Source organism: Streptomyces sp. NPDC014006 (genome assembly GCF_043088925.1).
Taxonomy (GTDB): Bacteria; Actinomycetota; Actinomycetes; order Streptomycetales; family Streptomycetaceae; genus Streptomyces.
This window is the reverse complement of the sequence record NZ_JBICAJ010000013.1, coordinates 131,994-146,060: the sequence shown is the minus strand read 5'-3', so window position 1 is coordinate 146,060 and position 14,067 is coordinate 131,994. Positions and strand designations below refer to the sequence as shown.

Here is a 14,067-nt window from a genome sequence, read left to right as displayed (position 1 = left end):
GCGGTGCCCGCAGCCACGCAGGCTGCGGGCAGCCCGGTCACATCACGCCGCCGGCCAGGCCTCCGCGAGCATCTTGCGGGTGTCGGCCAGGAGCTGCGGCAGCACCTTCGTGTGGCCGACCACCGGCATGAAGTTGGTGTCGCCGCCCCAGCGGGGGACGATGTGCTGGTGCAGGTGGGCCGCGATGCCCGCGCCGGCCACCGAGCCCTGGTTCATGCCGATGTTGAAGCCGTGCGCTCCGGAGGCGGTGCGCAGCGCCGTCATGGCCTGCTTGGTCAGCTCCGCGAGCTCCGCGGTCTCGGTCTCCGTGAGGTCGGTGTAGTCGGCGACGTGACGGTACGGCACGGTCATGAGGTGGCCGCCGTTGTACGGGTAGAGGTTGAGCACCGCGTACACCTGCTTGCCCCGCCTGACGATGAGCCCGTCCTCGTCGGACTTGGCCGGGAGTGAGCAGAAGGGGCAGCCGTCGTCCGCCCCCGGGCCGGTCGGCTTGTTCTCGCCCTGGATGTAGGCCATCCGGTGGGGCGTCCACAGGCGCTGGAACGCGTCCTGCGTCCCCACTCCGATCTGCTGTTCCGGCTCACTCGTCATGCGTGCAGCATATGGCGTCCGGGTGAGGGACAGGGCAAGGCCCCCGGCGACATCGAGTCACCGGGGGCCTGCTCACAGCGGGGTCAGATCTGCGCCCGCTCCTCGACGACCTTCATGATCTTCGCGATGGCCTCATCGAACGGGATGCCGTTCTCCTGGGAGCCGTCGCGGTAGCGGAAGGACACCGTGTTGTGGCCCATGTCCTCGTCACCCGCGATGACCATGAACGGCACCTTCTGCTTCTGGGCGTTGCGGATCTTCTTCTGCATACGGTCGGAGGAGGAGTCCACCTCGACCCGCAGGCCCTTCTCCTTCGCGGCCTTCGCCCACTGCTGGAGGTAGTCGACGTGGGCGTCGCCGATCGGGATGCCGATCGCCTGGACGGGAGCGAGCCAGGCCGGGAAGGCGCCCGCGTAGTGCTCCAGGAGCACCGCGAAGAACCGCTCGATGGAGCCGAACAGCGCGCGGTGGATCATCACCGGACGCTGCTTGGTGCCGTCGGCGCCGGTGTACTCCAGGTCGAACCGCTCGGGCAGGTTGAAGTCGAGCTGGATGGTCGACATCTGCCAGGTGCGGCCGATGGCGTCCTTGGTCTGCACGGAGATCTTCGGGCCGTAGAACGCGGCGCCGCCCGGGTCGGGAACCAGGGGCAGGCCCTGCTTCTCGGCGACCTGGCGCAGCGTCTCGGTCGCCTCCTCCCAGGCCTCGTCCGTCCCGACGTACTTCTCCGGGTCCTTGGTGGACAGCTCCAGGTAGAAGTCGGTCAGGCCGTAGTCGCGGAGCAGGCCGAGGACGAAGGTGAGCGTCTTGTCGAGCTCCGACGACATCTGCTCGCGGGTGCAGTAGATGTGCGCGTCGTCCTGCGTGAAGCCGCGCGCACGGGTCAGACCGTGCACGACACCCGACTTCTCGTACCGGTACACGGTCCCGAACTCGAAGAAGCGCAGCGGCAGTTCACGGTACGAACGCCCGCGCGCGTCGAAGATCAGGTTGTGCATCGGGCAGTTCATGGGCTTGAGGTAGTAGTCCACGCCCTCGTCGAGCTGCATGGGCGGGTACATGCCGTCGGCGTACCAGTCCAGGTGGCCCGAGGTCTCGAAGAGCTTCCCCTTCGTGGCGTGCGGGGTGTAGACGAACTCGTAGCCCTCTTCCTCGTGGCGGCGCCGCGAGTAGTCCTCCATGACCCGGCGGATGATGCCGCCCTTGGGGTGGAAGACGGCGAGGCCGGAGCCGATCTGCTCCGGGATGGAGAACAGGTCGAGCTCGCTGCCCAGCTTGCGGTGGTCTCGCTTCTCGGCCTCGGCGAGGAAGTCGAGGTGGGCCTTCAGCTCGTCCTTGGAGGGCCAGGCGGTGCCGTAGATGCGCTGCAGCATGGGGTTCTTCTCGCTGCCCCGCCAGTAGGCGGCCGCGTTGCGCATCAGCTTGAACGCCGGGATCAGGCGGGTGGAGGGCAGGTGCGGACCGCGGCAGAGGTCCTTCCAGCACAGCTCGCCGGTCTTGGCGTCCAGGTTGTCGTAGATCGTCAGCTCGCCGGCGCCGACCTCGACGTCCGCGCCGTCGTCGCTGGAGGCGGCACCCTTGAGGCCGATCAGCTCCAGCTTGTAGGGCTCGTTCGCCAGCTCCTCGCGAGCCTGCTCGTCGCTGACCACGCGGCGGGCGAACTTCTGCCCGCGCTTCTGGATCTCCTGCATCTTCTTCTCGATGGCCTTGAGGTCATCGGGATGGAAGGGCTTCTCGACGTCGAAGTCGTAGTAGAAGCCGTCCTTGACGGGCGGGCCGATGCCGAGCTTCGCCTCGGGGAAGAGCTCCTGCACTGCCTGGGCCATCACGTGCGCGGTGGAGTGGCGCAGGATGTCGAGGCCGTCCTCGGAAGAGATCTCGACGCCCTCGACGGTCTCGCCGTCCTGGAGGACGTAGGTGAGGTCCTTCAGCTCGCCGCCCACGCGCGCGGCGATGATCGAGCGCTCGCCGGCGAAGAGGTCCGCGGCCGTAGCGCCCGTCGTCACCACGCGTTCTTCCCGCTCGGAATCGCGCTGGATGATCACACGGACGTCTGACACCGGTCTCTCCTGACTGAAGGTGGGGATGCGGCGCCATACCGGAGCGCACGCACGAGTAAGGATCGTACCGACCCGATGCCCCCGGAGGCGAAACCGGTGCGGGGAGCGAGCCAGGGTGGGCTCGTGACCGAGGGTGAGTGCGGCCCGCCCAGGGGCGCGGGGAACCGCGCGACCGGCCGCCACGACGCACCCGCACAGGCGCCGCAGGCGCCCGCGACCAGCCGCCGGCAGGCATCCCGCTCAGTCCCCTCCGCACGCCTCCTCGAAAAAGTCCAGGTTCTCCTGGAGCGACTTGATCAGCCGGTCCCGCTCCGCCTCGTCCACCTCGACCGGCACCACCCCCGACACCCCCGTGAGCCGGCGGAAGCCGCCCCGCCTCTCCAGCCGTCCGTGGACCCGGACCGGCAGCCCCACCAGATGCGCGTGCCCGGCGATGCGGTAGTCCTCCTCGTCGAGGGTCAGCCGTACGTGCGGAACCTCCGCGCCGGCGAGGACGCGCAGCCGTATCGTCCCCTCGCCGCGCGGGGCGGCGCGGCGCATCCGCACCACGGTCCCCGTCAGAACCACCGGCACCGCGGGCTCGGCACGCAGATAGCGCGCCCCGGCCTCCCGCAGCACCGTCAGATCCCCCGGCGAGAACTCCACCGGCTCCCCGTCCGCCGCGCAGCCCTCCGGAATCCCCGCCCCCGGCGCCCACTGCACCGCGACCCGCGCCCCCTCCGTCCCCTCCACGAGCGCGATCAACGCCTCGGTGAACTCCCGGCTGACCCCCGCCTGCACCGCGCCGTCGAACGCGTCCATGCCGCCCGTGGCGCGCTGGTAGTCGACGGCCTCGCGCGCCGCGTACAGCGCCTGCTGCAGCCGCACGGCCAGCGGACGGGCGGAAGCGACCGGCGCGAACGCGGTCAGGCCGGTGCCGTCGCCCCCTGCCCCGACCAGCACGTGGTCCAGCAGCGCGGCGGCCGGCCGGCGGTGCCGGGCCCCGTGGTACCCGGCCCGCGCCCGTGTGGCCAGCGCCGCCGCGAGCAGCATCCGCCGGGCGGCGCCGCGCAGCCGCTCGTCGGCGGTCCAGGCCGCGCTGCCGGCCGGTCCCGCGGGCGGGGCGTCGCGCCACCAGCGGATCTCGTCGCTCGGCACGGCGAGGGAGACGAGCACCTCGCGCGCGGACGGCGTACCGCTGCGGGCCAGCGCGTCGAGCGCCTCGCCGAGCAGGTCGTCGCTGTCGGGGAAGGCGCGGCTGACCGGCACGAGCAGGCTGGTGCCGGCCCCGCCCGGCCCGGGCGGTGTCCAGCGGCCGTAGCGGCCGGGGGCGCCGCCGCGGCGCTGCCAGCCGTGCCGGTGCAGCAGGGCGGTGAGGACGGCCGGGTCGACGTCGCCGGGCGCGGGCGGCCGCTCCGGGAAGATCTCGGGGTGGGCCCGCGGGACGTCCCGCAGTGGGCGGTGGGTCATGGTCTGCCTCCCGTCCCGACCCGCGTCATGATCTCGCACAGCGCCCGGTCGTCGAAGATGCGCGAGGTCGGGATCCGCACGGTGGTGCGGTTCCGCCCGGTGATCGGGTGCCCGGCGAGGTTGACCCAGTAGCAGCAGTGCCGCAGGTCGAGCCGGTCGTGGCCGGCGCGCAGCCACTGGTCCTGGGACCGCGGGACGATCATGACGACGAGGATCTTGTGCACGGAGACCGGTGTGCGGGCGAGCTTGCGCAGGTGGTCGTTGTCGAGCGTGAAGGAGAAGGAGCGGCCCGGCGGATGGGGCGCGACCTGGTACGTGGCCTTCAGCTGCACCTTGATGGTGACCTCGTCGTCCACGGTGTGCCCGGGCGAGCCATGGCTGACGTGCCAGTCGATGCCGTTGTCCGGGAACGGCTGGGACAGCGAGCACCCCGCGGCCGCCGCGACCGCGTGCAGATAGCCCACCTGCAGTGTCTCCATGCAGGCGGTGGTGGCGAGTGTGCCGCGAAGGGTGGCCGTGCGATCGGGCAGCAGCCCGCCCCGCTCGGGCTGCGCTATCGCCATGGCGAACAGCCTTCCACGCAAAGTGATTCCCCGCTGCGGGCCGCTGAACTGCAAAGACCCGTACTCCTGTTGTCTCCTTCCGGCGTACGGCGCAAACAGCCCGGGTATCACCGAAACGGGCAGAAGACGATGCGTCAACTGCCGACGGTGAACGAGGGGTTGTTGGGTATGGCGTGCTGGTACGAGGGGCCCCTGGCCGCTTTCGACACGGAGACCACGGGTGTGGACGTCGAGACCGACCGGATCGTGTCGGCTTCCCTCGTCGTCCAGGACGGTCCGGGCTACCGGCCGCGGGTGAGCCGCTGGCTGGTCAACCCGGGCGTTCCGGTGCCGCAGGAGGCGACGGCGGTGCACGGACTGACGGAGGATCATCTGCAGCGCAACGGCCGCTGGCCGGCGCCGGTGATGTACGAGATGGCCGAGCATCTGGCCGAACAGGCGCTGGCCCGCCGCCCGCTGGTGGTGATGAACGCGCCGTTCGACCTGACGCTGCTGGACCGTGAGCTGCGCCGGCACCGGGCCTCCAGCCTGGACCGCTGGTTCGAGCGGGCCCCGCTGCTGGTGCTGGACCCACGGGTGCTGGACAAGCATCTGGACCGCTACCGCAAGGGCCGCCGCACGCTGACCGACCTGTGCGCGCACTACGGCGTCACGCTGGACGAGGCGCACGACGCGGCGGCGGACGCGCTGGCCGCGCTGGAGGTCGTACGGGCCCTGGGCCGCCGGTTCGCCGCGCGGCTGGAGCGGCTGACCCCCGCCGAGCTGCACACCCTGCAGGCGACCTGGCACGCGGCACAGGCCCGCGGTCTGCAGGCGTGGTTCGCGCGCAGCGGTTCGGAGGAGGAAGTGGACCCGGCATGGCCGCTGCGACCGGAGTTGCCGGCGGCGGCGTGAGAACGCGGAAGGCCGGCCCGCTGCTGCGGACCGGCCTTCCTCCCGGTGGGCGATACTGGGTTCGAACCAGTGACCTCTTCGGTGTGAACGAAGCGCTCTCCCACTGAGCTAATCGCCCGGGAACGCACTGAACAATACAGGTGTCGGCGCGCTTCCTTCAAACCGTTCCGAGATACGCCACTAGTCCGCGCCGCCCGGCGCGCATCATCAGCCGGTGGTTGGCGCGGAACAGCGGCCGTCCGGGCACGGCCAGGCGCCTCAGCAGCGGCTTGTTCACCTCGACGACCTGCTCGTAGTGGGCGAGGCTGCCGGGGCCGGCGGGGGTGACCGTCCAGCGCGCCCAGCCGTCGATGTCGCCGGACATCGCGATCTCCAGCACGCCGGCCGCCGCGTCGCGGCGCACCGACCGCGCGGTGAACGTCATGGCGTACGGCAGCCGGGAGCGGATCGTGATCACGCCCGTCGCGTCGTCGAGCCGGGTCACCGTGCGCACCTGGGGCCACCAGCGGGGATAGTCCTCGGCCCGCTCCAGGGCGGCGAGGACGGCGGCCGGCGGGGCGGGCAGGGGCCACTCGCTGAGGAAGCGGTAGTGCGTCCAGTCCATACGCCGAGTCTGCCCGCCCGGGGCCCCTGACCGGGACCTGAGTACGTTCTGAGTACGTGCGCTCATGCCGTACGGCGTGACACGGCACACACTCCGAACCATGACACACCTTCCGCCACCGGCCGAGGAGCTGCGGCTCATCGACGCCGAGCTGTGGCAACTGGACGCCCGACGGGCCCAGTTGCTCGCCCGCCGCGCCTGGCTGGTCGCCCGTCTGCCCTCGCTGCCGCCGCCCGGCCCGGTGCCGCAGGCGGCCACACCCGCGCAGCCCCGCCCGGAGGCCTCCGCCCCGCGGGTGCAGAACCTGCTGCTGCTCCTCGGCGGCCTGCTGCTGACCATCGCGGCGATCGCGTTCACGCTGGTCAGCTGGGGACACCTGGGGCTCACCGGCCGCTCGCTGGTGCTGGGCGCGGTCACGGTGGCCTCGCTGGCCGCCCCGCTGCCGCTGCTGGGGCGCGGCCTGCGGTCGACGGCCGAGGCGGTGGCGGGGCTCGCCCTGGCGCTGACGGTGCTCGACGCGTACGCGCTGCGCGAGGCCGCCCTCACCGGCGTGGACGGCACGGCGTACGCGGCCGGGGCGACGGCGGTGCTGGCCGCCGTATGGACGGGCTACGGTCTGCTGCCGCGCACGGCTGTGCTGCGGCTGCCGCGTCCGGCGGCGCTGGCCGCGGCCCAGCTGCCGCTGCTGCTGTGGGCGACGGCGGCCGACGCGGGGCGCTACGGGATCACCGCGGCGCTGCTGGTGACGGCCGCATGCGACACGGTCGTGGCGCTGCGCGCTCCGGCCGGGGCGGTGCGGATCACCGCCATGGTCGGCGCGTACGGCACGGGGGCGTGGGGCGCGCTGGCCGCGGCCGGGCTGTCGTGGACGGCCGGTGGTCCGGGCGCCGGGGCTCGTGCGGCGGGACTGCTGCTGTTCGCCGCAGCCGTCGCGCTGACGGCGGCCCGGCACGAACGTGCGGAGGGCCACGCCGTCGGGCTCTCCACCGCGGCCGGCCTGCTCGTGGTGACCGCGCTCGGCGGTACGGCCCGCCCGGCCCTGCCGGTCACCTGGACCGTTCCGGTGCATCTCGCCTTCGGTATCGCGCTGTTGGCGGCGCAGCGGGCCGGTCGGCTGCCGGAGCCGGTGCGGCGCGGCCTCGCCTTCGCCTCCGCCGCCGTACAGGCCTTGGCGGTGCTGTGGGCGCTGCCGCTGCTCGCGCTGACGCTGATGGGACCGGCCACCTCGGTGACCGGGGTGTGGTCGGGGGCGCCGGGCGGTGCCCGGGAGGCCGTGACGGCCGGTGAACCGTGGCTGCTGCAACTGCAGAGCGCCCCGCTGGTCCTGGCCGCCGTCGCCGCTGTCCGCACGCTCGAGGTCCGCGACGTCGCATGGCGGCCCCGGGCGCTGACGGGCGCACTGGCGCTCGGGTGGGGCGCGGTCGTGGTCGTACCGGTGGCGCTGGACGCGCCGTACCCGGTGGCGCTGCTGGTGGAGGCGCTGGCGACGGCGGGCCTGCTCGCGGCGGCGGCGCGGAGCCGGACGGCCGGGCGCGCCGAGGCGCTGCCCGCGCTGGTGCTCGCCCTGCTCACCTCGGTGTCGCTCGCGTTGCTGGCACTGCCGGTGCGGTCCGCGACCCTGGGGGTGCTCACCGCCCTGACGGCGCTCTTCGCTGCCGCCTCCCTGAGGCCGCGCCTCGCCCAGGTGACGGCCCCGGCCGCGCTCGGGTACGGCGCCGCCCTGGCCTGTGCGGTGGGGGCGGCAACGCACTGGGCGCCGTGGCACACCGCGCTGCTCGTGCTCGTGGTCCCGTCGGTGGCGGCGCCGCTCGCCGCCCGGATCGCCGATGTGCCGACGACCGTGGCGGTGGAGGCGACGGGCGCGGCCGCCGGTCTCCTGGCGATCGCACTCGCGGTCACCGAACCGGCGATGCTCGCGCTGGTGCTGTCCGCGTGCGCGGTGATCGCCGCCGGGACGGCCGTGCGCGCCGACCGCCGCCCCGCCGCCTACGCGGCCACCGCGCTGTTCGCGCTGGCCGCCTGGGTGCGCCTCGCGGCCTGGGACGTCACGGCACCGGAGGCGTACACCCTGCCGGTGTCCGTCCCGGCGCTCGCGGTGGGCTTCCTGCGCCGGCGCCGGGATCCGCAGGCGTCGTCGTGGGCGGCCCACGGGCCCGGTCTCGCGGTGACGCTGGTGCCGAGCCTCGCGGCCGCCTGGACCGATGCGCACGCCACCCGGCCCTGGCTGCTGGGCGCGGCAGCACTGCTGGTCACCCTCCTGGGGGCCCGGCACCGGCTGCGGGCGCCGCTGCTGCTGGGCGGCGGGGTGCTCGTGCTGGACGCGCTGCACGAACTGGCCCCCTACCTGGTGCAGGTCGCCGACGCCCTCCCCCGCTGGGTACCTCCCGCACTGGCCGGAGCCCTGCTGCTCGCCGTCGGCGCGACCTATGAACGGCGCCTGCGGGACGTGCGACGGGTGCGGGAGGTGCTGGGGCGGATGAACTAGCCCACGAAGCCCACGGCTACGGCATCCTGTCGCCCAGCAGCGCCAGGTTCTCGATGGCGGCGAGGCCGTACAGCGCGGTGTCGTTGCTGGACACCCAGCTCGCCTCGCTGCCCTCGACCAGGGTCGCCGGACCGGTCAGCCGCTCCGTCCTCCAGGGCGCTGACTCCTTGTAGCCGTCGGAGTCGTAGAACTTCTCCCAGGCCCGCTTGGCCAGCTTCGCGTCGCCCGTCTGCACGGCGGCGTAGGCGTCCAGGCGGGAATGGCCCTGGAAGAGGATCAGCGAGCCGAAGTTGGAGCCGTAGCGCGCCGCCTGCTCGGCCTTCGTGGCGTTGAAGTAGCGGCAGTAGTCGAGGTAGGCCTCCTTGAACTTCGGCATGTCGACCAAGTGGATGAGCTCGGCGCACAGTTCGTTGAGGCCGAAGACAGCCGACAGGTGCGAGACGCCGACGACGGGCTGCGCGGCGACGGCGAACTTGCCCGTGTCGAGGTCGTACAGTCCGCTGCCCTGGACGAAGCCGTTGGGCTGGGCGGCGATGCCCTCCATCGTGGACAGCACCCGCGCCTTGGCCTTCTCCCACTTGGGGCCCTTGCGTTCCCACTCCGTCAGCCAGGCCGACACCAGCCCGCTCCAGTCCGTGCCGAAGCCGATGGACAGGGCGTGCCGGTCGGGCGTGTACGGGTCGGTGCGGACCTTGCGCTGCGGGTCGAGGACGAGGAACGTCTCGTCGGAGTCGACGTTGGCGGCCATGAGGTCACCGACGCGTTCGTCGGCGGTGAGGAAGTAGTAGAAGCGGCGGTAGGTGGTGTTGGCGATGCGCTGCTGCTTGGCGCTGTCGGCGTAGTGCTGCACGCCGTGCCGGGTGCCGAGGCCGGCCCACTGGCCGATGTGGTAGACGTCGACCTCGCCGGTGTGCCGGGTCATCGCCTCGGCGAAGCGGAAGATGTCGGCGCGGCCGGAGCGCAGGTAGGCGTACCAGAGCCACAGGTCGGGCGACAGCTCGGAGTTGTCCCAGGCATAGCCGCCGATGTCGTACCGCCACACGTGCCGCGCGGCGTCGTACGTGTGCATGATGTCGCCGTAGTCCCAGAAGCCGTACCAGCGGCGCATCTCCACCTGGTCCTTGTAGTAGGTGAAGAGGAAGTCCAGGTGGTCCTCGATCTTCGCCTTGGCCGGGGTGGAGCGGTCCGGCTCGGAGTAGAGGCCGGGGCCGAACACCTTGGCCTTGATGAGCTGCTTGGGCGGCGCGGCGAGCTGCGGGAGCGTGCGGACGGCCTGCACCTGCTGGGCGAGGGTGCCGGCGGTGGGCGTCGACTCGTTTGCCCAGAAGAGCAGTTCGGAGGTGCGGGCGATGCCGTAGGGGGTGCCGAAGCCCGGCTCGTAGTCCTCGTAGGTGATGTTGAGGCCCTCGAGCTGCTCGGCGTAGGTGTCCTGGCCCATGCCGTCGTGGTAGAAGCGCAGGTCCATCGGATGGGCCTCGGGCGACCAGAGCCACAGGGTGACCTCGGCCTCGTCGGTCTGGGCGCCGCGGATGTCGAGCTGGGCGGGGAACTTCTCCCAGAAGTCGCGCAGGCCGAAGGAGAAGCCGCCGCTCACGCCGCCCACGTAGCCGAACCCGGAGGCGCGCCGGCCGCCGCCCGCGGTGATCCAGCCGTGGCCCTTCCTGGTGCGCTTGCGGACGGTGAAGCCGTCGGCGGAGAGCTGGGAGAGGGTGTAGTCGCCCCACTCGGGGATGTACTGCAGGCGCGTGGTGACACGCTGGTCCCAGGTCGCGGGGTCGGGCAGCTTCCTGCCCTCGTACTGGGCTGACTGTACGGCCGCGCCGGGGTCGCGGCGCAGGCCGGTGATGCCCTGGACGGCCTCGCGCAGCAGGCCGGTGCCCTCGCCGCCGATGCGGATGTGCCGGTCGTAGGCGGCGTCGCGCATCGGCACGGTGAAGCGCACCCCGAGGCCGCGGATGAAGTCGCCGGACGCCTTGCCGGGCTCCTGGGTGCCGTCGTAGGTGAGGGTGTGCACCATGCGGAAGGAGTCGGCGCCGGCGTAGAAGTAGAGCCGGATGGAGAACGGCAGCCAACCGCGGTCGCCCTTGCGGTGCTTGCCGTCGATGCGGACGACGGCGCGGACCGGGCCGTCCTGTTCGACGGTGACCTTGTCGATCGCGCCGTCGAAGCGTTCCGTCTTGACCGCGCCCTGGTCCTCGTCCTCGATCTCGGGCTGGCGGATCAGGACCAGCCTGCCGTCCTTGGCGATCTCGGTGGAACCCCGGGTGACGGACTTGACGAGGGTGGAACCGTTCTTGCCGATCTTCGCGGTGATGACCCCCGTGGAGACGGTGACGGTACCGCCGCCGCTGTCGACGGTCACCTTCTTCTCGGGGACGGCGGGGGTGCCTGCGGTCACGGTGAGCTTGCCGTTGCCGGAACTGACGGCGTGCGCGGTCCACTTCAGGGAGCCGTCGGGCCAGTACGCGAGCGGCCAGGTCTGGACGGGGACGGCCTTGCCGTCGGCGTCGGTGAGGGCGAAGGTCTGGTCTTCCTGATGGGCGCCCATGGGCCAGGGCACGCCGACGGTGGAGCCGGGGGCGGCGCCGAGGCCGCCGTCCTCGAGCCAGTCCAGGGTCACCGGGTCGGTGTCGGCGGCGCCGGCGGTGGGCGCGGCCTGGGCGTCCCTGCTGCCGAGCGCCCAGCTGAACTGAGCGGCGGCTCCGGCGACGGCGGCGGCCTTCAGAAGGGATCTGCGCGGGATGGAAGACATGGGTGCCGTGGGTCCTTTCCGTACGGGGACGTGCGGAGGCATGCGGGGGCAAGGCGAGCAGGGGCATGGCAGAGAGAGGTGCGGGCGCGCTCGGGCGCAGCCCTTGGCACGGCTCGCGGGCGGAGGTCAGTGGTGGTGCCGGTACCGCGTCTCGACGGCGACGGCCGCTGCCGCGACGGCCCCGAGCACCGGGACAGCCAAGGGGGCGACGAACCAGCCGGACAGCGCCACGACGGCGAGCCCGGCCACGAGGAGGAACGATCCGGCGGGATCGCGCACGGTACGGCGGCCCGCGTCCGTGAGCAGCGCGCGCCATCCGGCGCCGGGAGCCCATGTGGCGGCGGCGCGCATACCGGTGACGGCCAGGCCGATCAGCGCGACGAGAGCGACGGACCCGACCAGCGGCCCGCCGGGCAGCCCGGCGCGCGCGGCCTGGACGTCGACCCACACCATGGCCGCCAGCACCCAACCGGCGAGCCCGGCGAGCCATCCACCCCGCAGGGCGGCCCGGAAGTCGGCGGCGAACTCCCGTAGGCCGCCCGCCTCATGAGCGGTACGCCGGCGCAGATGCCGGCATCCGGCGGCGAAGGCGGCCGGACAGGTGACGACGCCGAGCGATGCGATCGCGATCCACACGCCGGTCAGCAGACACTCCGAGAAGAGGGCGAACCTTCCCCAAGCTCTCGACTCCGCTCGAGCAGGGGAGACCCCATGGGCGAGGGCGGACTCGCGGGGCTCCTTGCGGCCGAGCGCCTTGGTGCGGGCCTGTGCCATGGGTGCCGCCTCAGCCCTTCAGTCCGGAGGTCGCCATGCCGTCGATGAGGTACCGCTGGAAGGCGAGGAAGAACAGCAGCACCGGCAGCAGCGCGACCAGGGACATGGCGATCATGCCGCCGTAGTTGGCGACGCTCTCCTGGTCGCGGAACATCATCATGCCGAGCGAGACGGTGTACTTGCCGGGCTCGTTGAGGTAGATCAGCGGGCCCATGAAGTCGTTCCAGGCGTTGATGAAGGTGAAGATCGCGCTGGTGATGAGCGCGGGCCGGCACAGCGGCAGCACGATCGACCAGTAGATCCGCAGATGGCCGCAGCCGTCGATGCGGGCGGCCTCGTCCAGTTCCCGCGGCAGGTTCCGCATGAACTGCACCATCAGGAAGACGAAGAACGCCTCGGTCGCCAGGTACTTGCCGAGCAGCAGCGGCACATAGGTGTTGATCAGCTCCATCTTCTGGAACATCACGTACTGCGGGATGAGCAGCACGTGGTACGGCAGCAGCAGCGTGCCGATCATCAGGCCGAACAGCAGGTTCCGCCCGGCGAACCGGATCTTGGCGAAGGCGTACGCGGTCAGCGAGCAGGAGATGAGGATGCCGACGACCGAGCCGAGCGCGTAGAAGAGGGAGTTCTGGAAGAACGTCCGGACCGGGATGTCGGCGATGCCGTCGGCCAGGCCCTTGAAGTTGCCGAGGATCGGCCTGGTGGGGAACAGCTCCAGGCTGCCGATGATGTCCCGGCTGGGCTTGAAGGAGGCGCCGACGACCCAGACGACGGGGTAGAGGACGACCGCGAGGACCAGCAGGGCGCCGATGTGCCAGGCGAGCGATCCGGTGCGCCGGCGGCCGAGGCCGGAGGACCTGGGGGCGGCGGGCGTGGGGACGCCGGAGGCGGGGGCGGTGGGAGTGGTGGCGCTCATCGGGCGTCCTCCGCGTAGTGCACCCACTTCTTCTGCGACCAGAACAGCACGGCCGTCACCAGGGCCACTGCGAGCAGCAGCATCCAGGCCATCGCGGAGGCGAAGCCCATCTGGGACTCCTTGAAGCCCTTCTGGTACAGGTAGCAGGTGTAGACGAGGGTGGCGTCGGCCGGACCGCACTGCGTGTTGGAGACGACGTAGGCGGAGCCGAAGATCTGGAAGGAGTGGATGGTCTCCAGCAGCACGTTGAAGAAGAGCATCGGGGAGATCATCGGCAGCGTGATGCTCCAGAACTGACGGAACCGCCCGGCGCCGTCCATCTCCGCCGCCTCGTACAGCTCTCTCGGCACCTGCTTCAGCCCCGCCAGGAAGATCACCATCGGCGCGCCGAACTGCCACACCGTCAGTGCGACCAGGCAGTACAGGATCCAGTCCGGGTTGCCGACCCAGCCACCGATGTCCATGCCGAACAGGGACAGCCCGCGGTCCACGACGGCGTCGTCCGAGAACAGCGCTCGCCACACGAAACCGACGGACACGCTGGCGCCGATCAGCGACGGGGCGTAGAACGCGGCTCGGTAGAAGGCCTGCCCGCGCCGGCTCTGGGCGAGCAGCAGCGCGACACCGAGGGCGAGGAGCAGCTTCAGTGGCGTGCCGATGACGACGTACTTCGCGGTGACCTCCACCGACTTCTGCCACCGCGGGTCGTCGAACATCCGGGTGAAGTTGTCGAAGCCGATCCACTTGGGGGAGGCGAAGAGGTTGTAGTCGGTGAAGGCGAAGTACAGCGAGGCGACCATGGGGCCCGCGGTCAGGAGCAGGAAGCCCGCGATCCACGGGGACATGAACAGGTAACCGGCGAGGTTCTCCCGGCGGCCCCGCCGCTTGCCGGCGGCGGGGGCGGCGGAGCGGACCTTCCGGGTGTCGAGCGGTGAGTCCTTGACGAGCGTCACGGGGGTTCCCATCGAATTCCGGG

General features: G+C 71.8%; 11 protein-coding genes and 1 tRNA gene. 2 read left to right on the top strand and 10 right to left on the bottom strand.

Annotated features, from left to right (window positions below; translation table 11 throughout):
- Window positions 1-42 precede the first annotated feature (42 nt).
- The 4 genes from ACF1GV_RS34790 to ACF1GV_RS34775 form a co-directional block, all read right to left on the bottom strand.
- Entirely contained in the window at window positions 43-591 is a 549-nt protein-coding gene (locus ACF1GV_RS34790) for an HIT domain-containing protein (protein ID WP_363265008.1), read from the bottom strand.
- A gap of 83 nt (window positions 592-674) precedes the next feature.
- Window positions 675-2,651: a threonine--tRNA ligase gene (thrS, locus tag ACF1GV_RS34785; protein WP_391689048.1), complete on the bottom strand. Its 1,977-nt coding sequence runs from the start codon at window positions 2,649-2,651 to the stop codon at window positions 675-677.
- A gap of 240 nt (window positions 2,652-2,891) precedes the next feature.
- Window positions 2,892-4,100, bottom strand: a complete 1,209-nt coding sequence (locus ACF1GV_RS34780) for a hypothetical protein (protein WP_391689045.1) — start codon at window positions 4,098-4,100, stop codon at window positions 2,892-2,894.
- On the bottom strand, window positions 4,097-4,663 hold the full coding sequence (locus ACF1GV_RS34775; RefSeq protein WP_363265005.1) for a DUF4365 domain-containing protein: 567 nt from the start codon (window positions 4,661-4,663) through the stop codon (window positions 4,097-4,099). The genes ACF1GV_RS34780 and ACF1GV_RS34775 overlap by 4 nt, the downstream gene beginning before the upstream one ends.
- A gap of 168 nt (window positions 4,664-4,831) precedes the next feature.
- Here ACF1GV_RS34775 and ACF1GV_RS34770 point away from each other — a divergent pair, with 168 nt between their 5' ends.
- The gene (locus ACF1GV_RS34770) at window positions 4,832-5,557 is read left to right on the top strand and encodes a 3'-5' exonuclease (protein ID WP_391689405.1); all 726 of its coding nucleotides are present in this window, start codon (window positions 4,832-4,834) and stop codon (window positions 5,555-5,557) included.
- Between the two features lie 46 nt (window positions 5,558-5,603).
- Here ACF1GV_RS34770 and ACF1GV_RS34765 read toward each other — a convergent pair.
- Window positions 5,604-5,675, bottom strand: a tRNA-Val gene (locus tag ACF1GV_RS34765).
- A gap of 39 nt (window positions 5,676-5,714) precedes the next feature.
- Complete coding sequence (locus ACF1GV_RS34760) at window positions 5,715-6,161, bottom strand: SRPBCC family protein (protein WP_391689042.1); 447 nt, start codon at window positions 6,159-6,161, stop codon at window positions 5,715-5,717.
- A gap of 100 nt (window positions 6,162-6,261) precedes the next feature.
- On the opposite strand from ACF1GV_RS34760, the gene ACF1GV_RS34755 reads away from it, so the two are divergent.
- On the top strand, window positions 6,262-8,646 hold the full coding sequence (locus tag ACF1GV_RS34755; protein WP_391689039.1) for an SCO7613 C-terminal domain-containing membrane protein: 2,385 nt from the start codon (window positions 6,262-6,264) through the stop codon (window positions 8,644-8,646).
- 16 nt (window positions 8,647-8,662) lie between these two features.
- Here the strand turns inward: ACF1GV_RS34755 and ACF1GV_RS34750 are convergent, their stop codons facing one another.
- The 4 genes from ACF1GV_RS34750 to ACF1GV_RS34735 all read right to left on the bottom strand — a co-directional run bounded on the left by ACF1GV_RS34750 (window position 8,663) and on the right by ACF1GV_RS34735 (window position 14,056).
- Entirely contained in the window at window positions 8,663-11,398 is a 2,736-nt protein-coding gene (locus ACF1GV_RS34750) for a Tat pathway signal sequence domain protein (RefSeq protein WP_391689035.1), read from the bottom strand.
- 126 nt (window positions 11,399-11,524) lie between these two features.
- Window positions 11,525-12,172, bottom strand: coding sequence for a hypothetical protein (locus ACF1GV_RS34745; RefSeq protein ID WP_391689032.1), 648 nt, complete (start codon window positions 12,170-12,172; stop codon window positions 11,525-11,527).
- 10 nt (window positions 12,173-12,182) lie between these two features.
- Entirely contained in the window at window positions 12,183-13,091 is a 909-nt protein-coding gene (locus ACF1GV_RS34740; protein WP_391689029.1) for a carbohydrate ABC transporter permease, read from the bottom strand.
- Window positions 13,088-14,056 (bottom strand): carbohydrate ABC transporter permease, encoded by a 969-nt coding sequence (locus ACF1GV_RS34735; protein ID WP_391689026.1) that lies wholly within the window; start codon window positions 14,054-14,056, stop codon window positions 13,088-13,090. The genes ACF1GV_RS34740 and ACF1GV_RS34735 overlap by 4 nt, the downstream gene beginning before the upstream one ends.
- Between the last annotated feature and the right edge of the window lie 11 nt (window positions 14,057-14,067).